This window comes from Marinimicrobium agarilyticum DSM 16975, from assembly GCF_000423345.1.
Classification (GTDB): Bacteria; Pseudomonadota; Gammaproteobacteria; order Pseudomonadales; family Cellvibrionaceae; genus Marinimicrobium; species Marinimicrobium agarilyticum.
On the sequence record NZ_AUHU01000015.1, the window covers coordinates 35,687 to 58,701 of the forward strand.

The window sequence follows — 23,015 nt, forward strand, 5'->3', positions numbered from 1 at the left end:
GGTCAATTGGCCCGCGCTTTTTCCAGCAGCTCGTGAATATTATTGAGCAACAACTCTTCCTGATAGGGTTTGCCCATATATTTGTCCACACCGATATTGAACGCTCGCTCCCGGTGTTTTTCCCCGGTGCGGGAGGTAATCATGATGATCGGGATATCTTTCAGGCGCGAACTGCTACGCATGTTGCTCGCCACCTCGAAGCCATCCATGCGGGGCATCTCAATATCCAGAAGCATGACATCCGGAATGTGATCCTGAAGCGTCAACAGTGCCTCGGCGCCGTCTTTGGCGGTAATCACCCGGAAACCTTCGCGCTCCAGGAAGCGACCGGTCACCTTGCGTACCGTGACCGAGTCATCCACTACCATCACGACTTTCTCGGCATCGTCCTCGCGGCTTTGGGTCGGCTCTGTCGGCTCGAGCAACGTCGCGTTGGGCATACCGAGTGCGAGTTTCTCCCGCATGAGGGCGTGTGGGTCCAGAATCACCACGACGCTACCGTCACCCATGACGGTGGCGCCGGAGACGCCGGAGACGGTGCTGAATTGGACCCCAAGGGTTTTCACCACAATTTCACTACTGCCCAGCAACCGGTCCACCTGCAGGGCCACGGTGTGCTCGGCGCTACGTACCAGTACGACCGGCAGTGGCAACGTCTGACCATCCAGTTTCGGGCGGGCATCGCTGTCGAGCATGGCCCCGAGATAGCGCACCTGATACTGCTCACCGGCGTATTCGAAGCGCGCCTGTTCATCGGAGTAATAGTGCTCCAGCTCAAAGGGGCTGACCCGCACAATACCCTCAATGGTGTTCAACGGCACCGCATAGTAGTCATCACCGATCTGGATCATCAGAGCGCGGTTGACCGACACCGTAAACGGCAGGCGGACAATAAACTCCGAGCCGCTTCCGCTTTCGGAGTTGATGAACATGGAGCCGCCGAGCTGTTTGATTTCGGAGTGGACCACGTCCATCCCGACACCACGGCCGGAAATCTGAGTCACCTTGTCGGCGGTGCTGAAGCCCGCGTGAAGGATGAACTGCATGATGTCCCGGTCACTCAATTGGGCATCGTCTTTCATCAGGCCACGTTCGATAGCCTTGGCGCGTACCCGGTCCAGGTTGATCCCCCGACCGTCATCGGCCAGGCGCAACATGACTTCGCCACCCTCGCGGGCCAGGCTCAGCATCACCCGGCCGGTCCGCGCTTTGCCGGCGGCCTCGCGCTCGTCTGGCGCTTCAATGCCGTGGTCGACAGCGTTGCGCAGCATGTGCTCCAGCGGCGCTACCATGCGCTCCAGAACCGAACGGTCCAGTTCGCCCTCGACGTTGTCCAGCTCGAAGTCAACCTCTTTGCCCAGCTCAGTGGCCGCTTGGCGCACAATGCGGCGCAGACGCGGCACCAACCGTGAAAAGGGCACCATGCGCGAGCGCATCAGGCCTTCCTGTAGGTCGGTGTTGATACGGGACTGTTGAAGCAACAGGGTTTCGGTGTCGCGGTTTTTATCCGACAGCGTGTTTTTCAGGTCCAGGAGGTCCGAAGCAGACTCCATCAGGGAGCGGGAGAGCTGCTGCAACTGGGAGTAACGGTCCATTTCCAGCGGGTCGAATTCCTCGTGCGCTTCCATCTGCTCCTGGCGGAAAATGACCTGGGCTTCCGTTTCGATATCCAGTCGGCGCAGCTGCTCCTGCAAGCGGACAATCGTGGAATCCATTTCGTCGATGGCCATACCCAGGTCGCCGACCTGTTCTTCGATTCGCCCACGAGTAATGGAGGTTTCCCCGGCGAGGTTGACCAGCTCTTCCAGAAGTTCGGCCGAAACTCGCACCACCTCCTGTGGGCCGCTTCGACGCGCCGCCAAGTGTTGCACCTGGGCGCCTTTGCCACCACCACCGCCCGTCGCGCTGACGGCTCCACCGGTATGGGGGGCTGGCGCGGTGGTGGCGGTAGAACCCGGCTTGGGCTTCGGTGTAAAGGGGACGACATTGCCGGTTTCCGGGTCGCGCGCCACCGGTGCCGGTGCCACTTCGCTCGGGCGCGAGGCGGGGCTCTCAGGTTCAGAACTCGGGGCTTCACCCAGCTCCCGGGCCTGGACACGCGCTATGCCCGCGTGGATTTTGTCCTGGAAATCCGTCAGGCGCTGGAAGAAGGCCCGGTCAATGGTGTCGCGCTCGCGCATGCCGATCAACAGCGTTTCGAAATCGTGCGCCAGATCGCCGACGTCCGTAATGCCTGCCAGGCGGGCCCCACCTTTGAGGGTGTGAAGGGTCCGCTTCAGGTCTTCGGGCAGCTCCGGGTTGCTCCAGTCTTCCTGCCATTCGGTCAGCGCCCGATCGATGTCTTCCATCAGGTCGTCGGCTTCTTCTAGGAAGATTTCGACGATCTCTTCATCGATTTCGTCATCTTCATCGCTGGCCGAGGGCGCGGGCGGTGCGGGCTCACTCTGTTGCTCGACGGAAGCGTCTTCATGAGCCTCCGAAGGTGCTTGTTCGGGCTCCGCTGAGGGCTCGTGCTCAAATTCCGCTGTAGGCTCTTCTTCAAACTCCGCTGAGGACTCTTCGTCAAACTCCGCTGAGGGCTTTTTTTCAAACTCCGCTGAGGGCTCTGATTCCGCTGAAGGCTCTGACTCGGTCAAAAGTGCCGAGTGTTCGTTGTTCGGCTCCGAGCCGTCGTCGTTTTCAGCGTCGGCGCTGTCCGAAGCGTCGGAAGAAGGCCAGTTGGCGTAGGATTCGGATTCGTTTGATGCCGTGGCAAGGTCGGACTGTTCGCGGTCGCCTTCAGCCGATGAGGCGTCTTCCAGCTCTCTCAGCATACGATCGAGCGGGGCCTGAACGGCCTCGGGAGCGGGCTCCAGGTTTTGCCCCACGGCAACGGCGTCCACCAAATCGAGCAGCGCCATGTGGGCGTCTTCCAGATGCTGGCATAAGCTGTCATCACAAACCAGTTGGCCGCTCATGACGCCGCCGTAGACGCGATAGAGTTTGTCGCCCAGTTCCGCCATCGGCGGCAAATTGGCGTGCCGGGCGCCGTTGGTCAGCGTTGCCAGCTCTTCCCGCAGGGGCTTGAGCGGATCGAGGTTTTCCGGCTCCTGACGCCACTGCCTGAGAATGTCATCGGCATCCAGCAGCAGATTCATTTCCTCAGCCATGAAGATGGCGAGAAGCTCTGGGTCGATGGCCTTTTGACCTTTGGATTCGGCTTCCTGTTGACGCGCCAGGGGAGCCACGAAAATTTCCCGCAATTCGGCAACGCGCGCCTGGAACTGTCCCAGCTTGGGAATTTCCACCGAGTGTCCCTGCTCGATATCCGCCAGGGCATGGGTGGTGTAGTCAACGGCATCGCGAAGCAGCTGCAGAATATCGTCGTTGATATCGACCTGATAGGTACGCAGCTCTTTGACAAACCGCTCAAGCGGCGTGGCCAGCTCGGCGATGGGCGTGATGCTGGCCATGTGCGCACTGCCCTTGAGCGTGTGCAACGCTCGTTGGGTGGCGTCGCTCGGCGGCGTGTAAAGCGGTGCTGCCTCTTCCATTTCCCGGATATAGTGGTCGACCACCTGCAGGTGCGTCAGCGCCTCGACACCGAAGATTTCCCACAATTGGGTATCGCGGTCATCCTCTTCGCCGTCATAGCCTTCTTCTACCTCTGCCACCGGCGGGCGTTCGGGCTGAGACTCGGCCCCCTCATCCAAAGCGGGGGCGGACTCCGACGCCTCAGCCTGATCGAGCGAGAGTCCCGGTTCCTGCCCCTTGGAAAGGGCGTTGGCGTAAGACTCGCAGCGCGCCGTGACATCGGGGTGGGGGTTGGATGACTGAGTGCGGAACGCCTCGATCATATCGGGCAATAGGCCGCGAACTTTTTCGATCACCGCGACATGGCGTTCGCTGGGGGTTACCGTGCCGTCGAGGACCCGGTTGAGCATGTTTTCGATGGACCAGGCCAGTTCACCAATGTCAGAGGCACCAACCATGCGGCCACTACCCTTCAGGGTGTGGAAGGCGCGACGGAACTCGGTCAGAGACTCCTGATCGGCAAAATCCTGAGCCCAACGCGGGAAGTATTCGTTGATGGCCTCGGTGACTTCGCCGGCCTCCTCGATGAAGATTTCCAGAATCTCCTCATCGATTTCGTCTTCATCCTCTTCGGCGCTCGCCTCAGGTTGTTCAGGCTCGGACACCGGCGCAGGGGTGGGTTGATTCTGATCTTCGGCATCAGCCGCTGCCACTTCGGCGGCCAGCGCATCAACCGAATAATCGTTTTCGCGGGCGTCTGTCTCGGGCGCTTCTGCCTCGACGGAGTCTGCCTCAAACGGTTCTGATTCTTCCGCAGGGGTCTCCGACTCCGCGGTTTCAAACAGTTCCTCAGCGCTTTCTTCCGAGCCACTCAATGCCGACTCATAGGCAGCGCTCAGTTCGGCATCGTCACCGGCCTGCAGGTCAGCCACCAGGTCACTTTCGGTCGGGTCTTCCGTTTGGCTTTCCAAATTCTCTTGGGCCGCTGCTTCAGCGCTTTTTCGGAGCACCTGGGAGGGCGCCACCGCATAGCCAAGCTGCGAAACGCTCTCTTCGGCCACGCCCAGCAACAGTTCGTTCTCTTCCGCGTGTTCGCTGTTGAACCGCTCCAGATAATACTCAACGCTGGTGATCGCGTCCGCAAGCGTATCCAGACGGGACCATTCGGGGGTTACTTCTCCTTCCAGCAACTGCTCTTCCACGTAGCGCGCGCAGGCGCCGATAATTCGAGCCGGTCGGCTGAGCGGGATCATTTCCAGGCCGCCGCGAATTTCCCGCAGGGTGCCTGGGACGGGCTGCAGATGGCTGCGATCCCACTGGGAGGCAATATATTCCACAATGGCGTCTTTGGCCTGCTCCAGCCCGCTGCGCGACTCGCGCAACACCGACTCTTGCGCCCGGGTCAGGTTAAGGTCAGCCGGCGCCTGAGTGCCGTCGGCGCTGCGACCGGCCGTGGCGACCAGCGTGTCCAGCCCGTTTTCAATATCGAGTACTCGACCGGCGAGTGACATGAGTTCATCGTCACTCATTTCACTGTCGGAGCTGACCATCAATTCAATTGCGGCGCCCTGCTCCAGCACCTGCTTGCGCAAGTCACCGATGCCGAGTACCGCCATGGTATCCGCCACCCGCTTGATCACAGGCAGCGCCTCTTCCAGAACCTGTTTACGGTCGGTGCCGGAGAGGGAGAGGTCGAGCGCCTCCTTGACCACGTCCAATTCGCCCTTGAGCGCGGTAACCACCGAGTTCATTGCCTCGGCATCCGGCGCCGACAGCAGGTTCTGGGCATCGTCGCCATCTTCCCCACTCTCGCGCCCCTCCGGGAGCGCGCGCTCGAGCTCGTAACGGTCGTACACCGCCTGCAGATGGGAGTCGCCTGCGAAACCGGGGGAGTGTTTGCCAGAGCGCGCGACGTAGTAGAGCAGGTTTTTCAGCAGTTGATCGTCCGCGGGAACATCCAGAGATTTGACGCCGTGGACGACCATATCTTTGAGTTCGCGGTCGAGCTGGCGCAACAGGTTCTTGATGGAAACACTGGACTCGATAGCGTCCATTTCCAGCGCTTCCGCCAATGCCAGACAGATGTGCCACAGGGACTGCCGTGCCGTACCACGAGTCAGTTTGTGCAGCCGCTCAAAGGCTTTTTTCAGATAGGCCAGGTTCTCGTCGGGATTGACCCCACGAATAAAGGCGGCCGCGGCGTACTGGTACATTTGCCGCAACTTGCGCACGGTGTCTTTGAACTGGTCACTGTTGTTTAACAACGGCAGTCGCTCACCGCTGACCTGCCGGGCAGGCGCCAGATAGGGGCTGAACAGTTTAGTCTCAGTGAGCAGACTTTCACCGCGCACGGCGCGCAGGTCGTTGAGCAGCGGTAACACAATAATGGGGTTATCGCGCCGGGAGGTTTTGACTTTTTCCAGATAGACCGGGAATTGCAGGATCGCCCGCATCAGCACTTCCTGGGCCTCAGCGGTATTGGCGACGCTGTCGTTGATCATGGCCTGGGCGAGATTTTCCATCTCCTCGGCCATCATGGCGGCGCCGTAGAACTCCACCATCTGTAAGCTGCCGCGCACCTGATGGATATGGGTCAGGCAAAAACGCAGACGCGCCTCATCCCTGGGGTTCTCCACATAGGATTCCAGTGCGTCGCGCGCCTCTTTCAGAGTGTCGATGATTTCGTGAATCACCCAGTCCAAGGCAGCAAAGTTACGGCTGTCTGTCATGCGGAGCATTCCTCATTGTTTTTGTCGCTCGTCGCGAATGTAGGCCTGAACCTCATCACCCACAACGCGGCGCAGACTCGGGTGCTCCCAGTCCACGGCTTCTCCCAGTCCGATAATCAACACGCCGCCCGGTTTCAGGCGATCCGCAAAGGCGTTGAGTATGTCCCGCCGCAGCCAGCGGCGAAAGTAAACCAGAAGGTTCTGACAAAAGATAACGTCCATCTTGATCACGGGCATGTGTCCAATCCGTGTAATATTGCCCTGACTGAAACAGACCCGATCGCGTAATTTTTCAATCACTTCGTACTGGCCATCGTCAGTACGGGTGAGGTAGCGCTGAACTTCATCCGGATAGAGCGGCTCAAGTTTGCGCTGCGGGTAGCGCGCCCGCCGCGCCTGAGTCAGTGCGGAGTGACTGATATCAGTGGCGGTGATGCCATAGTACGGATCCAGTCGGGCCAGCTCGAAGCAGTCATTCGCCACCATGGCGAGGGAGTATGGCTCCTCGCCGCTGGCGCAGCCCACGCTCCACATATCAAAACTGTTGTGCAACTGCCGGTTGTTGATCCGGTTCTGCAAAAACCGGCGCACATACTCCAGAGACGGGCGGTGACGAAAGAAACTGGTTTCCTTCACCGTCAACCGATCCACCAGGACCGACCACTCCATCAGGCCGGACAGGCCATTGGTCACTTCATCGAAATACTGGTTGGTGTCCCGGTAGCCAAGCTCACGCATACGGATCGCCACCTGCGACTGCAACAGCGTTTTCTGTTGTGTCGACAACTGGATACCCGTGCGCTCCTCCAGCAGTTTGCTCCACTGAGCAAACTGGCTTTCGGAAAAATCCGTTGGCGCCTGCAGAGACCACACCATAGAGTTTCTCTACCCCGTCAGGCCCGGAACCGAATGATATTCAGCCGGGCACTCCATTAGACCAGTTCGCGATCCGAACGCTGCTTGTCGCGGCCCCGGTCCTCGTCGCTTTCATCCTCCGGCAAGACCTCATCGTCCAGGTCGATCACATCGGACTCGTCATAGTCATCGACGTCGGACAGCGTATCAGTATCGTCCTCATCGCCCTCGTCGTGCAGGTCGGCAAACACATCCTCATCGCGGTCTGAACCGGCCGGGGCCCGCGGGAAGGACGCGGGTGTTTCTTCGGTTTCTTCCTCAGGCAGTTTGAAGCCCGCAACCGACTCGCGCAGATCCATCGCCATTTCGGCCAGGTTACCAATGGACTGGGCCGTGGCACCGGTACCGGCGGATGTCTGGGTGGTAATTTCCTGAATCACGTTCATCGTGTTGGAAATATGGCCGGCAGAAGAGGCCTGCTGACGGGCGGCGTTCGAAATGTTCTGGATCAATTCCGCCAGGTTGTTCGATACCGTTTCAATTTCTTCCAGCGCCACACCGGCGTCCTGAGCCAGACGGGCACCGCGCACCACTTCAGAGGTGGTTTGCTCCATCGAGATAACCGCTTCGTTGGTATCGTTCTGAATCGTTTTTACCAGGGCTTCAATCTGCTTGGTCGCAGCGGCTGAACGTTCGGCCAGTCGCTGCACTTCGTCCGCAACCACCGCGAAACCGCGGCCCGCGTCACCGGCCATAGAGGCCTGAATAGCGGCGTTCAAGGCCAGAATGTTGGTCTGGTCGGCAATGTCGTTAATCAGACTTACGATGTCACCAATTTCCTGAGAGGATTCACCGAGGCGCTTAATCCGCTTCGAGGTGTCCTGGATCTGCTCGCGAATGGTATCCATGCCGTTAATGGTGTTCTGAACCACTTTGGCACCGTTGGTCGCAATGGATACCGCTCGCTCCGCTACCGCGGCCGATTCGGCGGCGTTGGCGGATACCTGGTCAATAGTGACGGCCATTTCGTTTACTGCGGCCGAAGCCCCGGCGATTTCCTGGGCCTGGTGCTCTGACGCTTCCGCCAGATGCAAGGCGGTCTGCTGGGTTTCCTGGGCGGCGGCGGATACGTTGACCGCCGTTTCGTTGATCCGAGCCACCAGAATCCGCAGTTGGTCAATCGTGAAGTTGATGGAGTCGGCAATCGCGCCCGTAAAGTCTTCGGTCACCGTTGCCGTAGTAGTCAGGTCACCGTCGGCCAGGTCGGCCAGTTCGTCCAGCAGACGCAAAATGGCGTTCTGGTTCCGCTCGTTGGTCTCGGCGGTTTCAAGCAGGCGGCGACGCGTACCGCGGTACAACAGAATACCGATGGCAGCCAAGCACAAGGCGGCAGCAACCGCCAGCGCCAGAATGGTCATGTTGTTGGGCTGACGCAGAGGAGCCTGTTCAGCGATCTTGTCAGAGATATCCGCCACCGCTTCCAACAGAATCGGCGCGTCATCGATCAGCGCTTCGTTGGCCTGAAGGGCGGCCAGCAGGGCGGGAGATCCTTCAAAAATTTCCTGAATGGAGCTGTTTACGAAGTCAAACAATTCGGCAATTTCAGCCAGAGATTCTTGCGCCTCTTCATCCGTAATCTGCGTGATCCGCATCGCCTCGCTGCCTTCCTGCATGGCAGTCAGTACCCGGCCGTAGATATTGGCATCCAGGTTGAACTGGTCAGCGGCGCGCGAGGCATCGGCGTCACCCCGAAGCATCTTGTCCACGTTTCGACCGATACGCTCGGCCCGCCAGCTCTGCATCTGCGCCTGAGAGACCTGCTCCGCGGGGGCATCGTTCTCGATCAGGATCTCAACGATGTTGTTGTGCTCCGCCTGCAGCTCCGGCAGGGTTTCGTTCAACGTCTGCCCCACTTCGTTCAGGAAGACAATGGTGTCGCGGTTGGTCAGAATCGTATTGGCGTTTTCCCGCACGTCGTTCCAGACCTGAGCGTAAGCACTGAACTCACTGTTCAGTTGCTGGCGCGTTCTGAGGTCACTGCTGCGCAAGGACTCCCAGGTATTACCCATGGTTTCCACCACTTGCGCCAGTTCGGTGAAGGCTTCTTCGTCACCCTCAATGGCGTCCCTTGACAGGGCCGTCAACCGGTAAGCCTGGGCGCGCAGTTCGGCGGCCTGCTGAAGGTATTCCTGGTCTCGTTCCAACCCCTGCTGCACCATGACGTAGGTGACAGGGATCAATACCAGAAAGCCGATCAGCAAGACCACCAGTACAACCATCGCCGGGTTGGCCCGGACGTTGGTAAACAGGTTTCTGGATTCGGTTTTCATGTAAGCACTCCTAAGGTGACGTGACGCCTTATTGTTGTTCCTGATCAATAAAATACTTGGCTTACCAACTGGCAAACCGTCCTGGCCGTGCTAGCTGCGCGCGGCGTTGATAAAACGCGGATCCTGTGCAAGGAACGCCGGACGGAAGACCGTCCAGCGCTGCCCGTCGTGCTCGTAACTTCCCTCGGTATACGGTTGGATAACCGCATCTACCGGGCCGGCCTCTTCCTGGAACTGATCGGTGGGGAAGTGCTGCATGCCGAACACCTGGTCTACCATCAAACCGCTGTAGAGCGTTTCGGTTTCCAACACCAATACCCGGCGCTGCTTGCGCCCCCCGGTCAATTGAGCGCCGAAAAACGCCGCCATATCAAACAGTGGCAAGAGCCGACCCCGCACATTGGCGACGCCGCGCACCCATGGCTGCACGCCGGGAAGGTGGGTAAAGGGGGGGATTTCAAGCATTTCCGAGACTTCGCCCAGGGGCACCGCGAACCGCTGCCCCATCAGCATGAAACCAATACCGCTCCAGTGCGGGCGAATGTCCACCTGAGCGGGCAGCCCCCGCGCCGCGCTGCGACTGCGCTGGGCCAAGTCTACCAATGATGCAAAGGCTGCCTCGGAATCAGACATAGCTACCGCCTGTAAACTGGTTGTCGGTCATCCTTCAATTACTGGGTTACTTTGGCGATGGCGGCGTTCAGGGTTTCAGCCGTCACCGGCTTAACCAGAAAGTCTTTGGCACCTTGCCGCATACCCCAGACGCGGTCGGTCTGCTGGTCTTTGGTCGTCACAATAATGACGGGGATGAGCGCCGTCTCGGGCGTTTTGGTCAACTGACGGGTCGCCTGGAAGCCGTTCAGGCCGGGCATGACGATATCCATCAACACCACATCGGGCAGCTCTTTCTTGGCCAGAGCAATGCCTTCCTCGCCGGTTTCGGCGGTCAGCGCTTCGTGCCCCTGCTTTTCCAGCATGGAGCTGAGCTTGTAAATTTCGGTGGGAGAATCGTCAATAATCAATACTCTGGCCATAATGTCCCCAAGATCAATCAGTCAGATAGTAAAAAAATTTATTGTCCCGGACGGACTGTCCGGGTAAACGTCGGTTGCAACAAACCGCGGGCCGGCACGAAAGGCACCGGGGCAAACCAAACCCTCAGGATGCTTCCGCCTGCTTGACGTGAGCCTCAATCGCCCCCAACAGCTCACTCTTGCTGAACGGCTTGGTCAGATACTGATCCGACCCGACAATCCGGCCTTTGGCCTTATCAAACAAACCGTCTTTACTGGAGAGCATAATGACCGGCGTGCGTTTGAAATCACTGTTGTTTTTGATCAGAGCGCAGGTCTGGTACCCGTCGAGGCGAGGCATCATGATATCGACGAAAATAATGTCCGGGCGGGTGTCGGCGATCTTGGCCAGGGCATCAAACCCATCGGTCGCCGTCACGACGGTGCACCCGGCTTTTTTCAACAGGGTCTCGGCGGTTCGACGGATGGTTTTACTATCGTCGATCACCATGACCTTCAGACTTTCCATACTAACGTCCATAACTTTCTGACCTTCGCCTTTATGCTGCATCGCCCAGACTCAAGTTTGATCGCTGGGACCGTTTGGCGCTGCAGTCATTGTTATCTTTACCGTCTTTTTGTGACGGAAATCACATTTCAGGGTTCAAAAACCCAGCTTACACCGTCAAAAAGACCCGCGGCACAGTTATCTCAACTTTTAACACAGTTTTTAAGGCATATCTATAAGCAATTGAATATATAAGAATTTCGTTAGTGACTGGCGTTTATTATGCCCCATTCTTATTTTGACGACAGCCCCACACCCATGGGGATCGCGCTCGGGAGACCGGTGCGACTTGCGTTATTTCGTCCCAGAGCTTAACTTTAGCGCGCATAGCTCCAGGCGGCAACTTGCCCACCCCCTCTATTTCAGCCCGGAAAACGACAGTATGAGCATTTCCCTCGGCGTGATCATGGACCCCATAGCCAGCATCACCTTTTACAAAGACACCAGCCTGGCTCTGCTGCTGGCCGCCCAAGAGCGCGGCTGGGACCTCTTCTATATGGAGCAGTCGGACCTTTACCTGGATCGGGGGCAAGCGTGGGCCAGCACCCGTTCGCTGCTGGTAATGGACGACCAGAACCATTGGTTCGAGCTTGGGCCGCGCCAGGAGCGCCGGCTGTCGGAGCTGAATGTGCTGCTGATGCGCAAGGACCCACCGTTTGACAACGAATACACCTACAGCACCTACATCCTCGAGGCTGCCCAGCGCGAAGGCAGCCTGGTGGTCAACGACCCCCAGAGCCTGCGGGACTGCAACGAAAAAATATTTGCCACCCAGTTCCCGCAGTGCTGCCCCCCGCTGTTGGTGAGCCGCGAGCCGGCGCGACTGCGCCAGTTCCACAAGGAGCACAAAGACGTCATATTCAAGCCCCTGGACGGGATGGGTGGCAGCCGTATTTACCACTGCCGCGAGGACGACCCCAATATCAGTGTGATCCTGGAGACTCTGACCGACTTCGGCACCGACATGGTCATGGCTCAACGCTACCTGCCCGCCATTGCCCAGGGCGACAAGCGAATTCTGGTGGTGGACGGCGAGGCGGTGCCTTACAGCCTCGCCCGGATTCCGGCGAGCGGGGAAACCCGGGGCAACCTGGCGGCCGGGGGACGCGGCGTGGCCCAGCCCCTGACGGACCGGGATCGCTGGATTGTCGAGCAGGTCGCACCCACTCTGAAGAAAAAAGGGTTACTCTTTGTCGGGCTGGATGTGATTGGTGATTACCTGACCGAAATCAACGTGACCAGTCCCACCTGCGTGCGCGAAATCGACAAAGCCCACGACACTCGCATCGGCGCCCTTCTGATGGATGCGATCGAGCGTCGTTTAACCTGACACCCCGACGCCGGATATGAGCCAAGATTCCTCCCAAGCGACTCCTCCTCAGAGCCCTGAGCCGCAGAGTGCCCTGCCCAGCTCGTCGGTCGATACCGGCGACCGGCTCAGCTTCACCCTGTTTCTGGCCATGGCCGTACACGCTCTGCTGATTTTCGGGGTGTCCTTTACCCTCCCGGAGCCCGGCCGCGCTGCCCCCACCCTCGACGTGACCCTGGCCACCCACCGGGATGCCAAGGCACCGGAGCAGGCCGACTACCTGGCCCAGCACAACCAGCAGGCGAGCGGCACCCAGGAGGAGGCACGCCAGCTAACGACCGAGCGGGAAGCCGAGTTCGCCGACACCCGGGTCCGGGAGGTCAACCCCACGCCCCAGACCCAGGCCACCACTGCCCGGGAGCGCCGGGACAAAACGGTGGTGACGACCACCGGCGAGAGCGACCGCCGTCAACCGAACCCCGAGGAAACAGACCCTCAAGAGCACCGCGACGAGCGGGAGGGCCAGATCAACGAGCAACCGGTGCTGAGCCAGGAAATCGCCAGCCTCCAGGCCAAGCTTGATCGTCAGCGCCAGGAATACGCCAAACGTCCGCGTATTCGCCGCCTCACCTCCGTCGCCACCCAGGCTTCACACGATGCCCAGTACCTTCACGAGTGGGGCCAGAAAATCGAGCGGACCGGCAACCGGCACTATCCACCCGAAGCTCTGAAGCGCGGCATTACCGGCAGCCTGCGCCTGTCCGTGGCCATCAATCCGGACGGCACCATTCATAAGGTGGAAATCCTCCAGTCCTCCGGTCAGTCATTGTTGGATCAGGCCGCCGTGCAGATCGTGCACCTGGCTGCCCCTTTTGACAGCTTTCCCCCGGAGATCCGTAAAAGCTACGATCGGCTGGAGATTATTCGCACCTGGAACTTCGAAATTGCGGGGCTTTCCACCAGTGCCAAGTGAGCCAGCCAGGCCCCGTTGAGCCCGGATTGTTTCGCGCTTTTTTGGCCGAATCGCTTGTTTTCCCGAGCTTTCCCCCCAATACTTCGAGTATGAACCGATCAATGCCTGCAGACACCGACAAAACCCTGACCAGCGGCAGCTTGCGCGATCATTTTCTGATCGCCATGCCAAACATGCGCGACAGCAACTTCGCCCACAGCATCACTTACATTTGTGACCACAGTGATTCGGGCGCCATGGGGCTGGTGCTGAACAACACCATGCCCCTGACATTGGGCGACATTTTCACCCAACTGGAGCTGGACGATCAGGCCAACTTGGGGGATCACACCGTTCTGGCCGGGGGACCGGTGCAAGTGGAGCGCGGCTTTGTGGTTCACCGCGATGCCAGCCGCTGGCAGTCGACCCTGGAAATCGCTGAAGACGTCAGCATGACCGCATCCCGCGATATTCTCGAAGCCCTGGCCGCAGGCAAGGGGCCAGAGCATTTTGTCATTGCCCTGGGGTACGCCGGCTGGGACGCAGGCCAGTTGGAGGAAGAAATCGCCTCCAACGCCTGGCTGACCATGCCCGCCGACCGCCACGTGCTGTTTGACACCCCCACCGAACAACGCTGGGCGGCGGCCGCCAACCAGTTGGGATTCGACCTGAATCTGATTTCCGCTACCGCCGGCCACGCCTGAGCCCCTGCCGTGCAGATAATCGCTTTTGATTACGGGCTCAAGAACATTGGCGTTGCCACCGGACAGACCCTGACCGGTACAGGCACCGCTCAAGCTCCCCTGAAAGCCCGCGACGGCATCCCGGACTGGGCCGCGGTCGAGGCGTTGCTGGGAGAGTGGCGTCCGGAGCTGGTACTGGTGGGCCTGCCACTGAACATGGATGATAGCGAGAGCGAACTCTCCGCCCGGGCGAGAAAGTTTGCCAACCGCCTCCACGGTCGCTTCGGCGTAGCGGTGGAAATGGTGGACGAGCGTCTGTCCAGCTTCGAAGCGAAAGGTGAGGTGATGGCGCGCGGCGGCTCACGGGATTATGGCAAAAACCCGGTGGACTCGATCGCCGCGCGGATCATTCTGGAAACCTATCTGACGGGCCGGTGAGTCGCCCGCTAACAGCGACTCACCGGCCCGTCAGCACTGTGGAAAAACTCGAAAAGCGATAACGAAGCAAAACCCTTACCGATTAAAAAATCCGCCCACGGTCATCAGAGCCATCGTTCTCGATGGACAGTTCGTCTGCCGCATTGGACAGATAGGCGGCGTCAGTCTCCGAGCCCAGCTTGATCAGCAGCCGCAGGTCGTTGGGCGAGTCGGCGTGCGCGAGGGCATCCTCATAGGTAATCTCCCCCGCATCGTAGAGTTCGTACAAGGCCTGATCGAAGGTCTGCATCCCCAGCTCGGTGGATTTTTTCATCAACTCTTTGAGCTCACTGACTTGCCCCTTACGGATCAGATCCGAGGCCAACGGGGTATTCAACAATACCTCCAGGCAGGCCCGGCGACCTTGACCGTCCGGGGTGGGAATCAGTTGCTGGGCCACAATTCCGCGCAGGTTGAGAGAGAGGTCCATCCACAATTGCCGATGACGATCGGCCGGGAAAAAGTGAATGATCCGGTCCAGCGCCTGGTTGGCATTGTTGGCGTGGAGCGTGGCCAGGCACAGGTGACCGGTCTCGGCAAAGGCAATGGCGTGCTCCATGGTTTCCCGGGTGCGCACCTCACCGATCAGGATGACATCCGGCGCCTGACGCAGCGTGTTTTTCAGGGCGGTTTCGAAGGACTCGGTATCGATCCCCACCTCGCGCTGGGTGATGATGCAACCCTGATGCTGGTGAATGAATTCGATCGGGTCTTCGATGGAAATGATGTGGCCTTTGCTGTTGTGGTTGCGGTGACCGATCATGGAAGCCAGTGAGGTGGACTTACCGGTACCGGTGGCCCCCACGAACAGAATCAGGCCACGCTTGGTCATGGCCAGGTCCTTGATGATATCCGGCAGCCCCAGGTCATCAATTTCCGGGATGGTGGTCTCAATACGGCGCAGCACCATTCCCGCCAGGTTGCGCTGGTAAAAGGCACTGGCCCGGAAGCGGCCGATGCCCCGCGCACTGATGGCGAAGTTCAGTTCCTTCTCTTCGAGAAATTCCTTGCGCTGCTTTTCATTCATCACCCCCAGCACAATCTCCCGGGCCTTTTCCGGCGGCAGAGGCGAGGCGGTCGCCGGCACAATTTTGCCATTGACTTTGATCGAGGGGGGGACCCCGGCTGTCACAAACAGATCCGAGGCGCCCTTCTCAACCATCAGCGATAACAATCGATCAAAATCCATAGTGGTATCCGGTCTCAGGTCGGTGAATGCTTAAAAGTTTTCCGGCATTTTGGCTTTTTCGCGGGCGATCTCGCGGGAGACCAGACGGCGCGCCACCATGTCCGCCAGGCACTGGTCCATGGTCTGCATGCCGAGCGAGGCCCCGGTCTGGATGGCCGAGTACATCTGGGCCACCTTGTCTTCGCGAATCAGGTTGCGAATGGCGGAGGTGCCGCGCATGATCTCGTGCGCCGCTACCCGACCGCCACCGTTTTTCTTCAGCAGGGTCTGGGAGACCACCGCCTGCAGCGACTCGGACAGCATTGAGCGCACCATGGATTTTTCGTTGGCCGGGAATACGTCTACCACCCGGTCGATGGTTTTCGCCGCCGAGGTGGTGTGCAGCGTGCCAAACACCAAGTGGCCTGTTTCGGCCGCCGTCAGCGCCAGCCGGATGGTCTCCAGGTCACGCAATTCGCCCACCAGAATGATGTCCGGGTCTTCCCGCAAGGCAGAGCGCAGGGCTTCGGAGAAGCCGTGGGTATCGCGGTGGACTTCCCGCTGGTTGACCAGGCACTTTTTGCTCTCGTGCACAAATTCGATCGGGTCCTCAATGGTGAGGATGTGCTCGTATTTGTTATCGTTGATGTAGTCCATCATCGCGGCCAACGTGGTGGACTTACCCGAACCGGTCGGGCCGGTAACCAGGACCAGGCCGCGGGGAACCGCGCAGATGTCGCGAAAGACATTGCCCATCCCCAACTCTTCCATGGTCAGCACTTTTGAGGGAATGGTCCGGAAGACGGCGCCGGCACCACGGTTCTGGTTAAAGGCGTTCACACGGAAACGGGCGACACCGGGAACCTCGAACGAGAAGTCGGTTTCCAGGAACTCTTCAAAGTCCTTGCGCTGCTTGTCATTCATTATTTCGTAGATCAAACTATGCACCTGCTTGTGCTCCATGGGCGGCAGATTGATGCGCCGCACATCGCCATCCACGCGGATCATGGGAGGCAAGCCCGCGGAAAGGTGCAAGTCTGAAGCGCCCTGTTTAGCGCTGAAGGCAAGAAGTTCCGTAATATCCATACTGCTACCTTGATTGTGTTTCTGTGTGGTTCCAGTGGCCGCCGAGCGTCCTAATCGGGCGCTCCTCCGCGCTCTCGCTGGCCACCGACAGCATGCCCCAACCGGGACAGATATGCCAAAGATAGACGAGAAGCTTCACAATGTCACCGCCCGGCTGATCGCGGCCGCCGAAATGGCCGGGCGCGATCCCGCCCACGTCGGTCTGGTAGCGGTCAGCAAAACCCAGCCCGCCGACGCGGTCGAGGCCGCCTACCGCGCAGGCCAACGGCGATTCGGTGAGAACTACCTGCAGGAGGCGCTGGACAAACAGGCCGCCCTGGCGGAACTCACCGAGCTGGAATGGCACTTTATCGGCCCGATACAATCGAACAAGACCCGGGCGATTGCCGAGCATTTCCAGTGGGTTCACAGCGTGGACCGGGAAAAAATCGCCCGTCGACTGAGCGAACAGCGCCCGGAATCACTGCCTCCTTTGCAAGTGTGTCTGCAGGTGAACCTGGACGATGAGCAGAGCAAATCCGGTGTGACCCTCGCGGCACTGCCCGAACTCGCACGGGCCGTGTATGCTTTGCCACGCCTGCAGTTGCGAGGGCTGATGGCGATACCCGCCCCACGGGAGACACGGGTCGAACAGCGGGCGAGCTTTGCCCGCCTGCGCACGGCGCTGGAGGCGCTGCGCGCAGACGATATGGTGGTGGATACGCTGTCCATGGGTATGTCCGCCGACCTGGAAGCCGCCGTCGCCGAGGGGGCCACGCTGGTGAGAGTGGGTACCGACATTTTCGGGCCCCGCCAGACGCCATCAGGCTGACGACAACGCCGGAACAGGCACTTACGCAAGACCCAACACAGGAACAGGTATGACCGAACCGCATTACCCCAAACTCGCTTTTATCGGCGCCGGCAACATGGCCCGCAGCATCATCGGTGGTCTGGTTCAGGAGGGCTATCCGGCCGATCGGATTCGCGCCAGCGACCGCAACGAAGAAACCCTCGCCCGCCTGAGCGACGATTTCGGCACTGGCGCGGGAGACAACCACGATGTTTCACAATGGGCGGAGGTCATTGTGTTGGCGGTGAAGCCACAAGTGATGAAAACCGTCGCAGAAGACCTGCAGCCCAACCTGAAGCACCGCCCGCTGCTGATCTCCATCGCCGCCGGAGTCGACGGCCATAGCCTCGGCCGGTGGCTGGGGGAGGATCAAGCCATCGTCCGCTGCATGCCCAACACGCCCTCCTTGGTAAAAGCGGGCGCCAGCGGACTCTATGCCAACCGCCACACGACCGAGACGCAGCGCCAACAGGCCGAAAGCATCATGGCGGCGGTCAGCCGAGTACAATGGCTCGACGACGAAGCGCTGATGGACGCCGTCACGGCGGTCTCGGGTTCCGGGCCGGCCTATTTCTTCTTGGTGATGGAATCCATGATCGACGCGGGCGTAAAGCTTGGGCTCGAGCGTCAGGCAGCGACCGAGCTGACCCTGCAGACGGCCCTGGGGGCCGCGACCCTGGCGCAGAGCAGCGATGTCGGCGTGGATGAACTGCGCCGCCGGGTAATGTCACCAGGGGGCACCACCGAAGCCGCGATTGCCTCGTTCGAACAGGATAAACTGCGCGAGATTTTTCAAAGCGCCATGACCGCCTGCGCCGAGCGCTCCGCCGAGCTGGCCCGCGAACTGGGCCAGTAAACGATTTGACCTGCGAGAGGAAACGCCATGTCCACCTCGGCTGAAATTGCCATTTACGTCATCCGGACCCTGGGTTCGCTGTACCTGCTTATGATCCTACTGCGCTTTTTGTTCCAGCTGGTCAGAGCGGACTTCTACAACCCCATTTCACAGTTTGTGGCCAAAGCCACCAACCCGCTGCTGTTGCCCTTACGCAAAGTGATCCCCGGCGTCTTCGGGGTCGACCTGGCGGCGCTGGTGTTGGCGCTGGCGGTTCAGTGGCTATTGCTCCAACTGGTACTGGTGATTATCGGACAGGGCTTTCTCAACCCCTTGGCCACTATCACCTGGTCCGCCATCGGGTTGCTATCAATGGTGCTTTCCATCTATTTCTGGTGCCTGATCATCTCCATCATTGCCAGTTGGGTAGCCCCGTTCAGCCAGAATCCGGCCCTGATTCTGGTGCGGCAATTGGTGGCGCCGGTCATGGCGCCTTTCCAGAAGCTCATACCTCCCCTGGGCGGCATTGACATCACACCAATCTTCGCTTTCATGGTGCTTCACATTCTGAATGGCTACTTGGTACCCGCTTTGGCCCGTTCGGTTGGAATGATCATTTCTCCCAACCTGTTTGTCATGTAATTCATTTTTTAAGGTTTCCAGCAACCGCTTATCCGCGCCAGCGCCCGCTGGCGCTGTCCGGGGCTGGCAATAACGAAAGAACCAGTGTCAAATAGCCTGCCACTAAATATATAACAATTTCTCAACGCGTCAGGACACAGAGCTACTTTATGGACACCCGAGCACTGTATCGGCATATGAGCCACTACCACCTCTGGCGGCAGGACCTGGGCCAGCGGTTGCGTCGATTTGAACACTGGATCAAAAACCACGGCCTGGTCAGCGACGAGGTCCGCCAATGCCTGACTCAGGCCCGCCAACTGCTGGGAGACAACAGCTTTACGCTGGTCTGTGTGGGAGAGTTTTCCCGCGGTAAAACCGAGCTGATCAACGCCCTGCTGATGGACGAACGAGGCCAGCGCACGCTGCCCTCCAACCCCGGGCGCACCACCATGTGCCCGACGGAAATCTACTGCGACACCGAACGCCCCAACTGCCTGCAGCTCCTGCCCATTGAAACCCGCCGCAGCAAAGCCGGCCTGGAACGTTTCAAACGCATTCCCCAGAACTGGGTGAAACTGCCGCTCGACCCGGACGACCCGGAGGCGATGAGAAATACCCTGAACGAGGTGTCGGCGAGCCGCTGGGTCTCGGTGGATGAGGCCCGCCACCTGGGTTTTGAGATTACCGAAAACTCCGAGCGCAACGAACGCGGGGAGATCGCCATCCCCCGATGGCGTCACGCCATGATCAGCCTGGACCACCCGCTGTTGCGCCGCGGACTGAGAATTGTCGATACCCCGGGGCTGAATGCATTGGGTAACGAGCCGGAGCTGACCTTGAGGGTACTGCCCCGCGCCCAGGCCATCGTTTTCCTGCTCTCCGCCGACGCCGGTGTCACCGCGAGCGATATGGCGCTCTGGCGCGAACACATACAGAACCTCAGCCGGGAAAGAGGCAGTGCCGTACTTACCCTGCTCAACAAGGTAGACAGCCTCTGGGATGACCTGCAGTCGCCCGAGCAAGTGACCGCCAACATTGAATCTTTGCGCTTGTTGACCGCACGTCAACTCGAACTGAGCCCGGAGCAGGTCCTGCCTCTTTCGGCCAAGCAGGCGCTGATCGGGCGTGCCAAAAGGGATCCGGCGCGCATCGCCCAGAGTGGCTTTGAGCGGCTGGAGCGCGCCCTCGCGGAAACCGTAGAGCGCAGCCGGCAACAGCTCGCGGGCCAGCGGCTGGTAACCGACAGTCAGTCCATGATCGAGAACGTCTATAACAGCCTGAAGGGACGTCTCGCCGATGCCGAACAGGAACTGCTACTGATACGGGGCAGCCGCACCGAGGACAACGACGAACTGCTCACCCGGCGCCGGGATATCATCCGACAGAAGCACCGCCAGTTTCACAAACAGGCGCTGTCGCTGCGCACCAGCCAGATGATGATCGACAAACAACGGCCCACCCTGATGGAAATCATCAGCCCGCAAAGGCTCTCACAGGAGATTGATCAGACCCGCCAGCGCCTGGACCAGAGCTGGACCACGGTGGGCCTGTCCCGGGGGATGGCCTCCCTGTTTGAGTGGCTGGATCACCAGATGGGCCACCTTGAGCAGGAAGTGGATCGTACCAACCGCGTGCTGGATTCAATTTATCAACGGCCGGAAAACACCGAAGACCAGGCCCAACGGCAAAGCAGCTACCGTCTCAGCCTGGCGGAGGAGCGGCGTAAGCTGCGCCAGCTCAACCAGCGGGCCGATCAGTTCCGCGCCGCGCTGGACAGCGTGCTGAGCCTGAAAGGCCCCCTCATTCAACGCTTTATCGGGACCCTGGTTCAGGAAGCTCGAGACCTGTGGCAAGGCCTGTACCAGACCATTGATCACTGGCTCAAGCAGGCGCTGGTCCCTCTGTTTCAACACAACCAGTATCAACGCCAACTGCTCGAACACCACATGCTGCGCCTGAGCCGCTTGCGCCAGGAACAGCGCGGCCAAACCGAGCAGGTCCAGACTCTGAAAGACAACATCGACCAGATGACCGCCGCCCTCAATGCGCTGGACCCATTGTGTAAGGAGCTTCACCGCCCCACGCCCTCTTCCGAGGAGGACGGGTCCGTGGTCTACCTGGAGCGCGCTCGGCAGGCTCAGCGGGCGACGCAGACAATATAAACGTAAGACCGCGGCAAGAAACTTGCAGCCACCGGGGCGCGACCTTAGACTTGCGGGTTTGATAAAGAGCCCGAGACTGAGATTGCCAATGCCCGAGACCCTGCCCGACGACTCAGTGGGTCTGGTGACCCCCCAGACACAGGAATTCACTGAGCCGCTCCCCCTGGCCTGCGGCACCACGCTCGATCGCCACGAGCTGGTGTACGAAACCTACGGCACGCTCAATGCCGACGGGTCCAACGCCGTTCTGATCTGCCACGCGCTGTCCGGCAATCACCACGCGGCGGGCTACCACAGCATGGAGGACCGAAAACCGGGCTGGTGGGACAACTACATCGGACCGGGAAAGGCCATCGATACCAACCAGTTCTTCGTGGTATGCCCCAACAACCTCGGTGGCTGCAGCGGCTCTACCGGCCCGGGCAGCACCAACCCGGCCACCGGCAAGCCCTGGGGCCCGGACTTTCCCATGTTGCGGGTACGCGACTGGGTGGAAAGCCAGGCCCTACTGGCGGATGCACTCGGCATCCGGTGCTGGGCCGCCGTGGTCGGGGGCAGCCTGGGCGGCATGCAGGTGATGCGTTGGGCTCTGGAGTATCCGGACCGGTTGCGCCACGCGGTGGTCATCGCCTCCGCCATGAAACTGAGCGCGCAGAACATTGCCTTTAACGAAACCGCCCGCCAGGCCATCATGTCCGATCCGAACTTCCACGACGGCCGCTACCTGGAGCTGGATACAGTCCCCAAAAGCGGCCTGGCCGTGGCCCGTATGATCGGCCACATCACCTATCTGTCGGATTACGCCATGGGCAAGAAATTCGGCCGGGAACTGCGCAGCGGCAGCTTTCTGCGTGGGCAGTACGATCCGGTGGAGTTTCAGGTGGAGAGCTACCTGCGCTACCAGGGCGACAGTTTTGCCAACAACTTCGATGCCAACAGTTACATCCTGATTACCCGGGCGCTGGATTATTTTGACCTGGCCCGGGAGTACGACGATGACCCGGTGAAGGCCTTCAAGGAAGCGCAGTGTAAGTTCTTCGTGGTCTCGTTCAGCAGCGACTGGCGCTTCTCGCCCCAGCGTTCCCGGGAGATCGTCGATGCCCTGCTCGGAGCGCAGCAACCGGTGACCTACACCGCCATCGACTCGCCCTATGGCCACGACGCCTTCCTGCTGCCCAGCGAACGCTACCGGGAAGCCTTTACCCGATATATGGCGGGCATCGCCCGAGAAGCACAACCAACGGGGGAGCCAGCATGAACGGCCCAGCCATGCGCCTTGATCAGACTGAAATTCAGCACTGGATTGCCGACGGCAGCCGCATTCTCGACCTGGGCTGTGGTGACGGCACCCTGCTGCAATACTTGCAGGACACCAAAAACGCCAGTGGCTATGGGCTGGAAATCGGTGCTGACCAGATCAACGCCTGTATCGACAAAGGCCTGAACGTCATCGAGCAGAACCTGGATGACGGGCTGGGGAACTTCGCCGACCACAGTTTTGACACCGTGATCATGGCTCAGGCCATCCAGACCATGCATTACCCCCACCGGGTACTGGATGAAATGCTGAGGGTAGGCAAGGAGTGTATCGTCACCTTTCCCAACTTCGGTCACTGGAAGGCCCGCTGGCACCTGACCGTGCGCGGGCGCATGCCGGTCTCTGACCTGCTGCCCTACGAGTGGTACGACACCCCCAACATCCACTTCTGTACCTTTCGGGACTTTGAAGTGCTCTGCCGGGAAAAAGGCATCACCGTATTGCACCGGCAGGTGGTGAACGAGCAGTCACCGAACTTTTTGAAAGACTTATCGCCCAATCTCTTTGGCGAAACGGCCATTTACCACCTGTGCCGGGGAGAGAACGGCTAAGGCTCGCCCT

The 23,015-nt window shown here is 59.8% G+C and carries 18 protein-coding genes; 10 read left to right on the forward strand and 8 right to left on the reverse strand.

Annotation, left to right across the window (positions count from 1 at the left end; genetic code table 11):
* Positions 1–2 precede the first annotated feature (2 nt).
* The 6 genes from G547_RS0114360 to pilG form a co-directional block, all read right to left on the reverse strand.
* A complete protein-coding gene (locus tag G547_RS0114360; RefSeq protein ID WP_027330452.1) occupies positions 3–6,242 on the reverse strand; it encodes an Hpt domain-containing protein in 6,240 nt (2,079 codons plus the stop codon).
* Between the two features lie 12 nt (positions 6,243–6,254).
* Positions 6,255–7,118 carry a CheR family methyltransferase gene (locus G547_RS0114365; protein ID WP_027330453.1) on the reverse strand — a complete coding sequence of 288 codons (864 nt, stop codon included), beginning with the start codon at positions 7,116–7,118 and terminating at the stop codon, positions 6,255–6,257.
* A 56-nt stretch (positions 7,119–7,174) separates the two neighbouring features.
* Entirely contained in the window at positions 7,175–9,427 is a 2,253-nt protein-coding gene (locus G547_RS21630; RefSeq protein WP_051235516.1) for a methyl-accepting chemotaxis protein, read from the reverse strand.
* A gap of 90 nt (positions 9,428–9,517) precedes the next feature.
* Positions 9,518–10,060, reverse strand: a complete 543-nt coding sequence (locus G547_RS0114375) for a chemotaxis protein CheW (RefSeq protein WP_027330454.1) — start codon at positions 10,058–10,060, stop codon at positions 9,518–9,520.
* A gap of 38 nt (positions 10,061–10,098) precedes the next feature.
* A complete protein-coding gene (pilH, locus tag G547_RS0114380) occupies positions 10,099–10,461 on the reverse strand; it encodes a twitching motility response regulator PilH (RefSeq protein WP_027330455.1) in 363 nt (120 codons plus the stop codon).
* A 124-nt stretch (positions 10,462–10,585) separates the two neighbouring features.
* Positions 10,586–10,981, reverse strand: a complete 396-nt coding sequence (pilG, locus tag G547_RS0114385; protein WP_027330456.1) for a twitching motility response regulator PilG — start codon at positions 10,979–10,981, stop codon at positions 10,586–10,588.
* A 409-nt stretch (positions 10,982–11,390) separates the two neighbouring features.
* On the opposite strand from pilG, the gene gshB reads away from it, so the two are divergent.
* The 4 genes from gshB (at position 11,391) to ruvX (ending at position 14,390) form a co-directional block, all read left to right on the forward strand.
* Positions 11,391–12,338, forward strand: coding sequence for a glutathione synthase (gene gshB / locus G547_RS0114390; RefSeq protein ID WP_027330457.1), 948 nt, complete (start codon positions 11,391–11,393; stop codon positions 12,336–12,338).
* A 16-nt stretch (positions 12,339–12,354) separates the two neighbouring features.
* Positions 12,355–13,290 (forward strand): energy transducer TonB, encoded by a 936-nt coding sequence (locus G547_RS0114395; RefSeq protein WP_084646049.1) that lies wholly within the window; start codon positions 12,355–12,357, stop codon positions 13,288–13,290.
* A 101-nt stretch (positions 13,291–13,391) separates the two neighbouring features.
* Positions 13,392–13,973: a YqgE/AlgH family protein gene (locus G547_RS0114400; RefSeq protein ID WP_036188852.1), complete on the forward strand. Its 582-nt coding sequence runs from the start codon at positions 13,392–13,394 to the stop codon at positions 13,971–13,973.
* A 9-nt stretch (positions 13,974–13,982) separates the two neighbouring features.
* A complete protein-coding gene (ruvX, locus tag G547_RS0114405) occupies positions 13,983–14,390 on the forward strand; it encodes a Holliday junction resolvase RuvX (protein WP_211224571.1) in 408 nt (135 codons plus the stop codon).
* An 82-nt stretch (positions 14,391–14,472) separates the two neighbouring features.
* Here the strand turns inward: ruvX and G547_RS0114410 are convergent, their stop codons facing one another.
* The gene (locus G547_RS0114410) at positions 14,473–15,618 is read right to left on the reverse strand and encodes a PilT/PilU family type 4a pilus ATPase (protein WP_027330461.1); all 1,146 of its coding nucleotides are present in this window, start codon (positions 15,616–15,618) and stop codon (positions 14,473–14,475) included.
* A 30-nt stretch (positions 15,619–15,648) separates the two neighbouring features.
* Positions 15,649–16,683: a type IV pilus twitching motility protein PilT gene (locus G547_RS0114415; RefSeq protein ID WP_027330462.1), complete on the reverse strand. Its 1,035-nt coding sequence runs from the start codon at positions 16,681–16,683 to the stop codon at positions 15,649–15,651.
* A 112-nt stretch (positions 16,684–16,795) separates the two neighbouring features.
* Between G547_RS0114415 and G547_RS0114420 the strand changes: the two genes are divergently transcribed.
* From G547_RS0114420 to metW, 6 genes are all read left to right on the forward strand, one after another.
* Positions 16,796–17,494, forward strand: a complete 699-nt coding sequence (locus tag G547_RS0114420; protein ID WP_027330463.1) for a YggS family pyridoxal phosphate-dependent enzyme — start codon at positions 16,796–16,798, stop codon at positions 17,492–17,494.
* A gap of 49 nt (positions 17,495–17,543) precedes the next feature.
* Positions 17,544–18,371, forward strand: a complete 828-nt coding sequence (gene proC, locus G547_RS0114425) for a pyrroline-5-carboxylate reductase (RefSeq protein WP_027330464.1) — start codon at positions 17,544–17,546, stop codon at positions 18,369–18,371.
* Positions 18,372–18,398: 27 nt separating this feature from the next.
* Complete coding sequence (locus G547_RS0114430) at positions 18,399–18,992, forward strand: YggT family protein (RefSeq protein ID WP_027330465.1); 594 nt, start codon at positions 18,399–18,401, stop codon at positions 18,990–18,992.
* 149 nt (positions 18,993–19,141) lie between these two features.
* Positions 19,142–21,136, forward strand: coding sequence for a dynamin family protein (locus tag G547_RS21635; protein WP_051235518.1), 1,995 nt, complete (start codon positions 19,142–19,144; stop codon positions 21,134–21,136).
* 88 nt (positions 21,137–21,224) lie between these two features.
* A complete protein-coding gene (gene metX, locus G547_RS0114440) occupies positions 21,225–22,394 on the forward strand; it encodes a homoserine O-succinyltransferase MetX (protein ID WP_027330466.1) in 1,170 nt (389 codons plus the stop codon).
* A gap of 11 nt (positions 22,395–22,405) precedes the next feature.
* Positions 22,406–23,005, forward strand: coding sequence for a methionine biosynthesis protein MetW (metW, locus tag G547_RS0114445; RefSeq protein WP_027330467.1), 600 nt, complete (start codon positions 22,406–22,408; stop codon positions 23,003–23,005).
* The last annotated feature ends 10 nt before the right edge of the window (positions 23,006–23,015 follow it).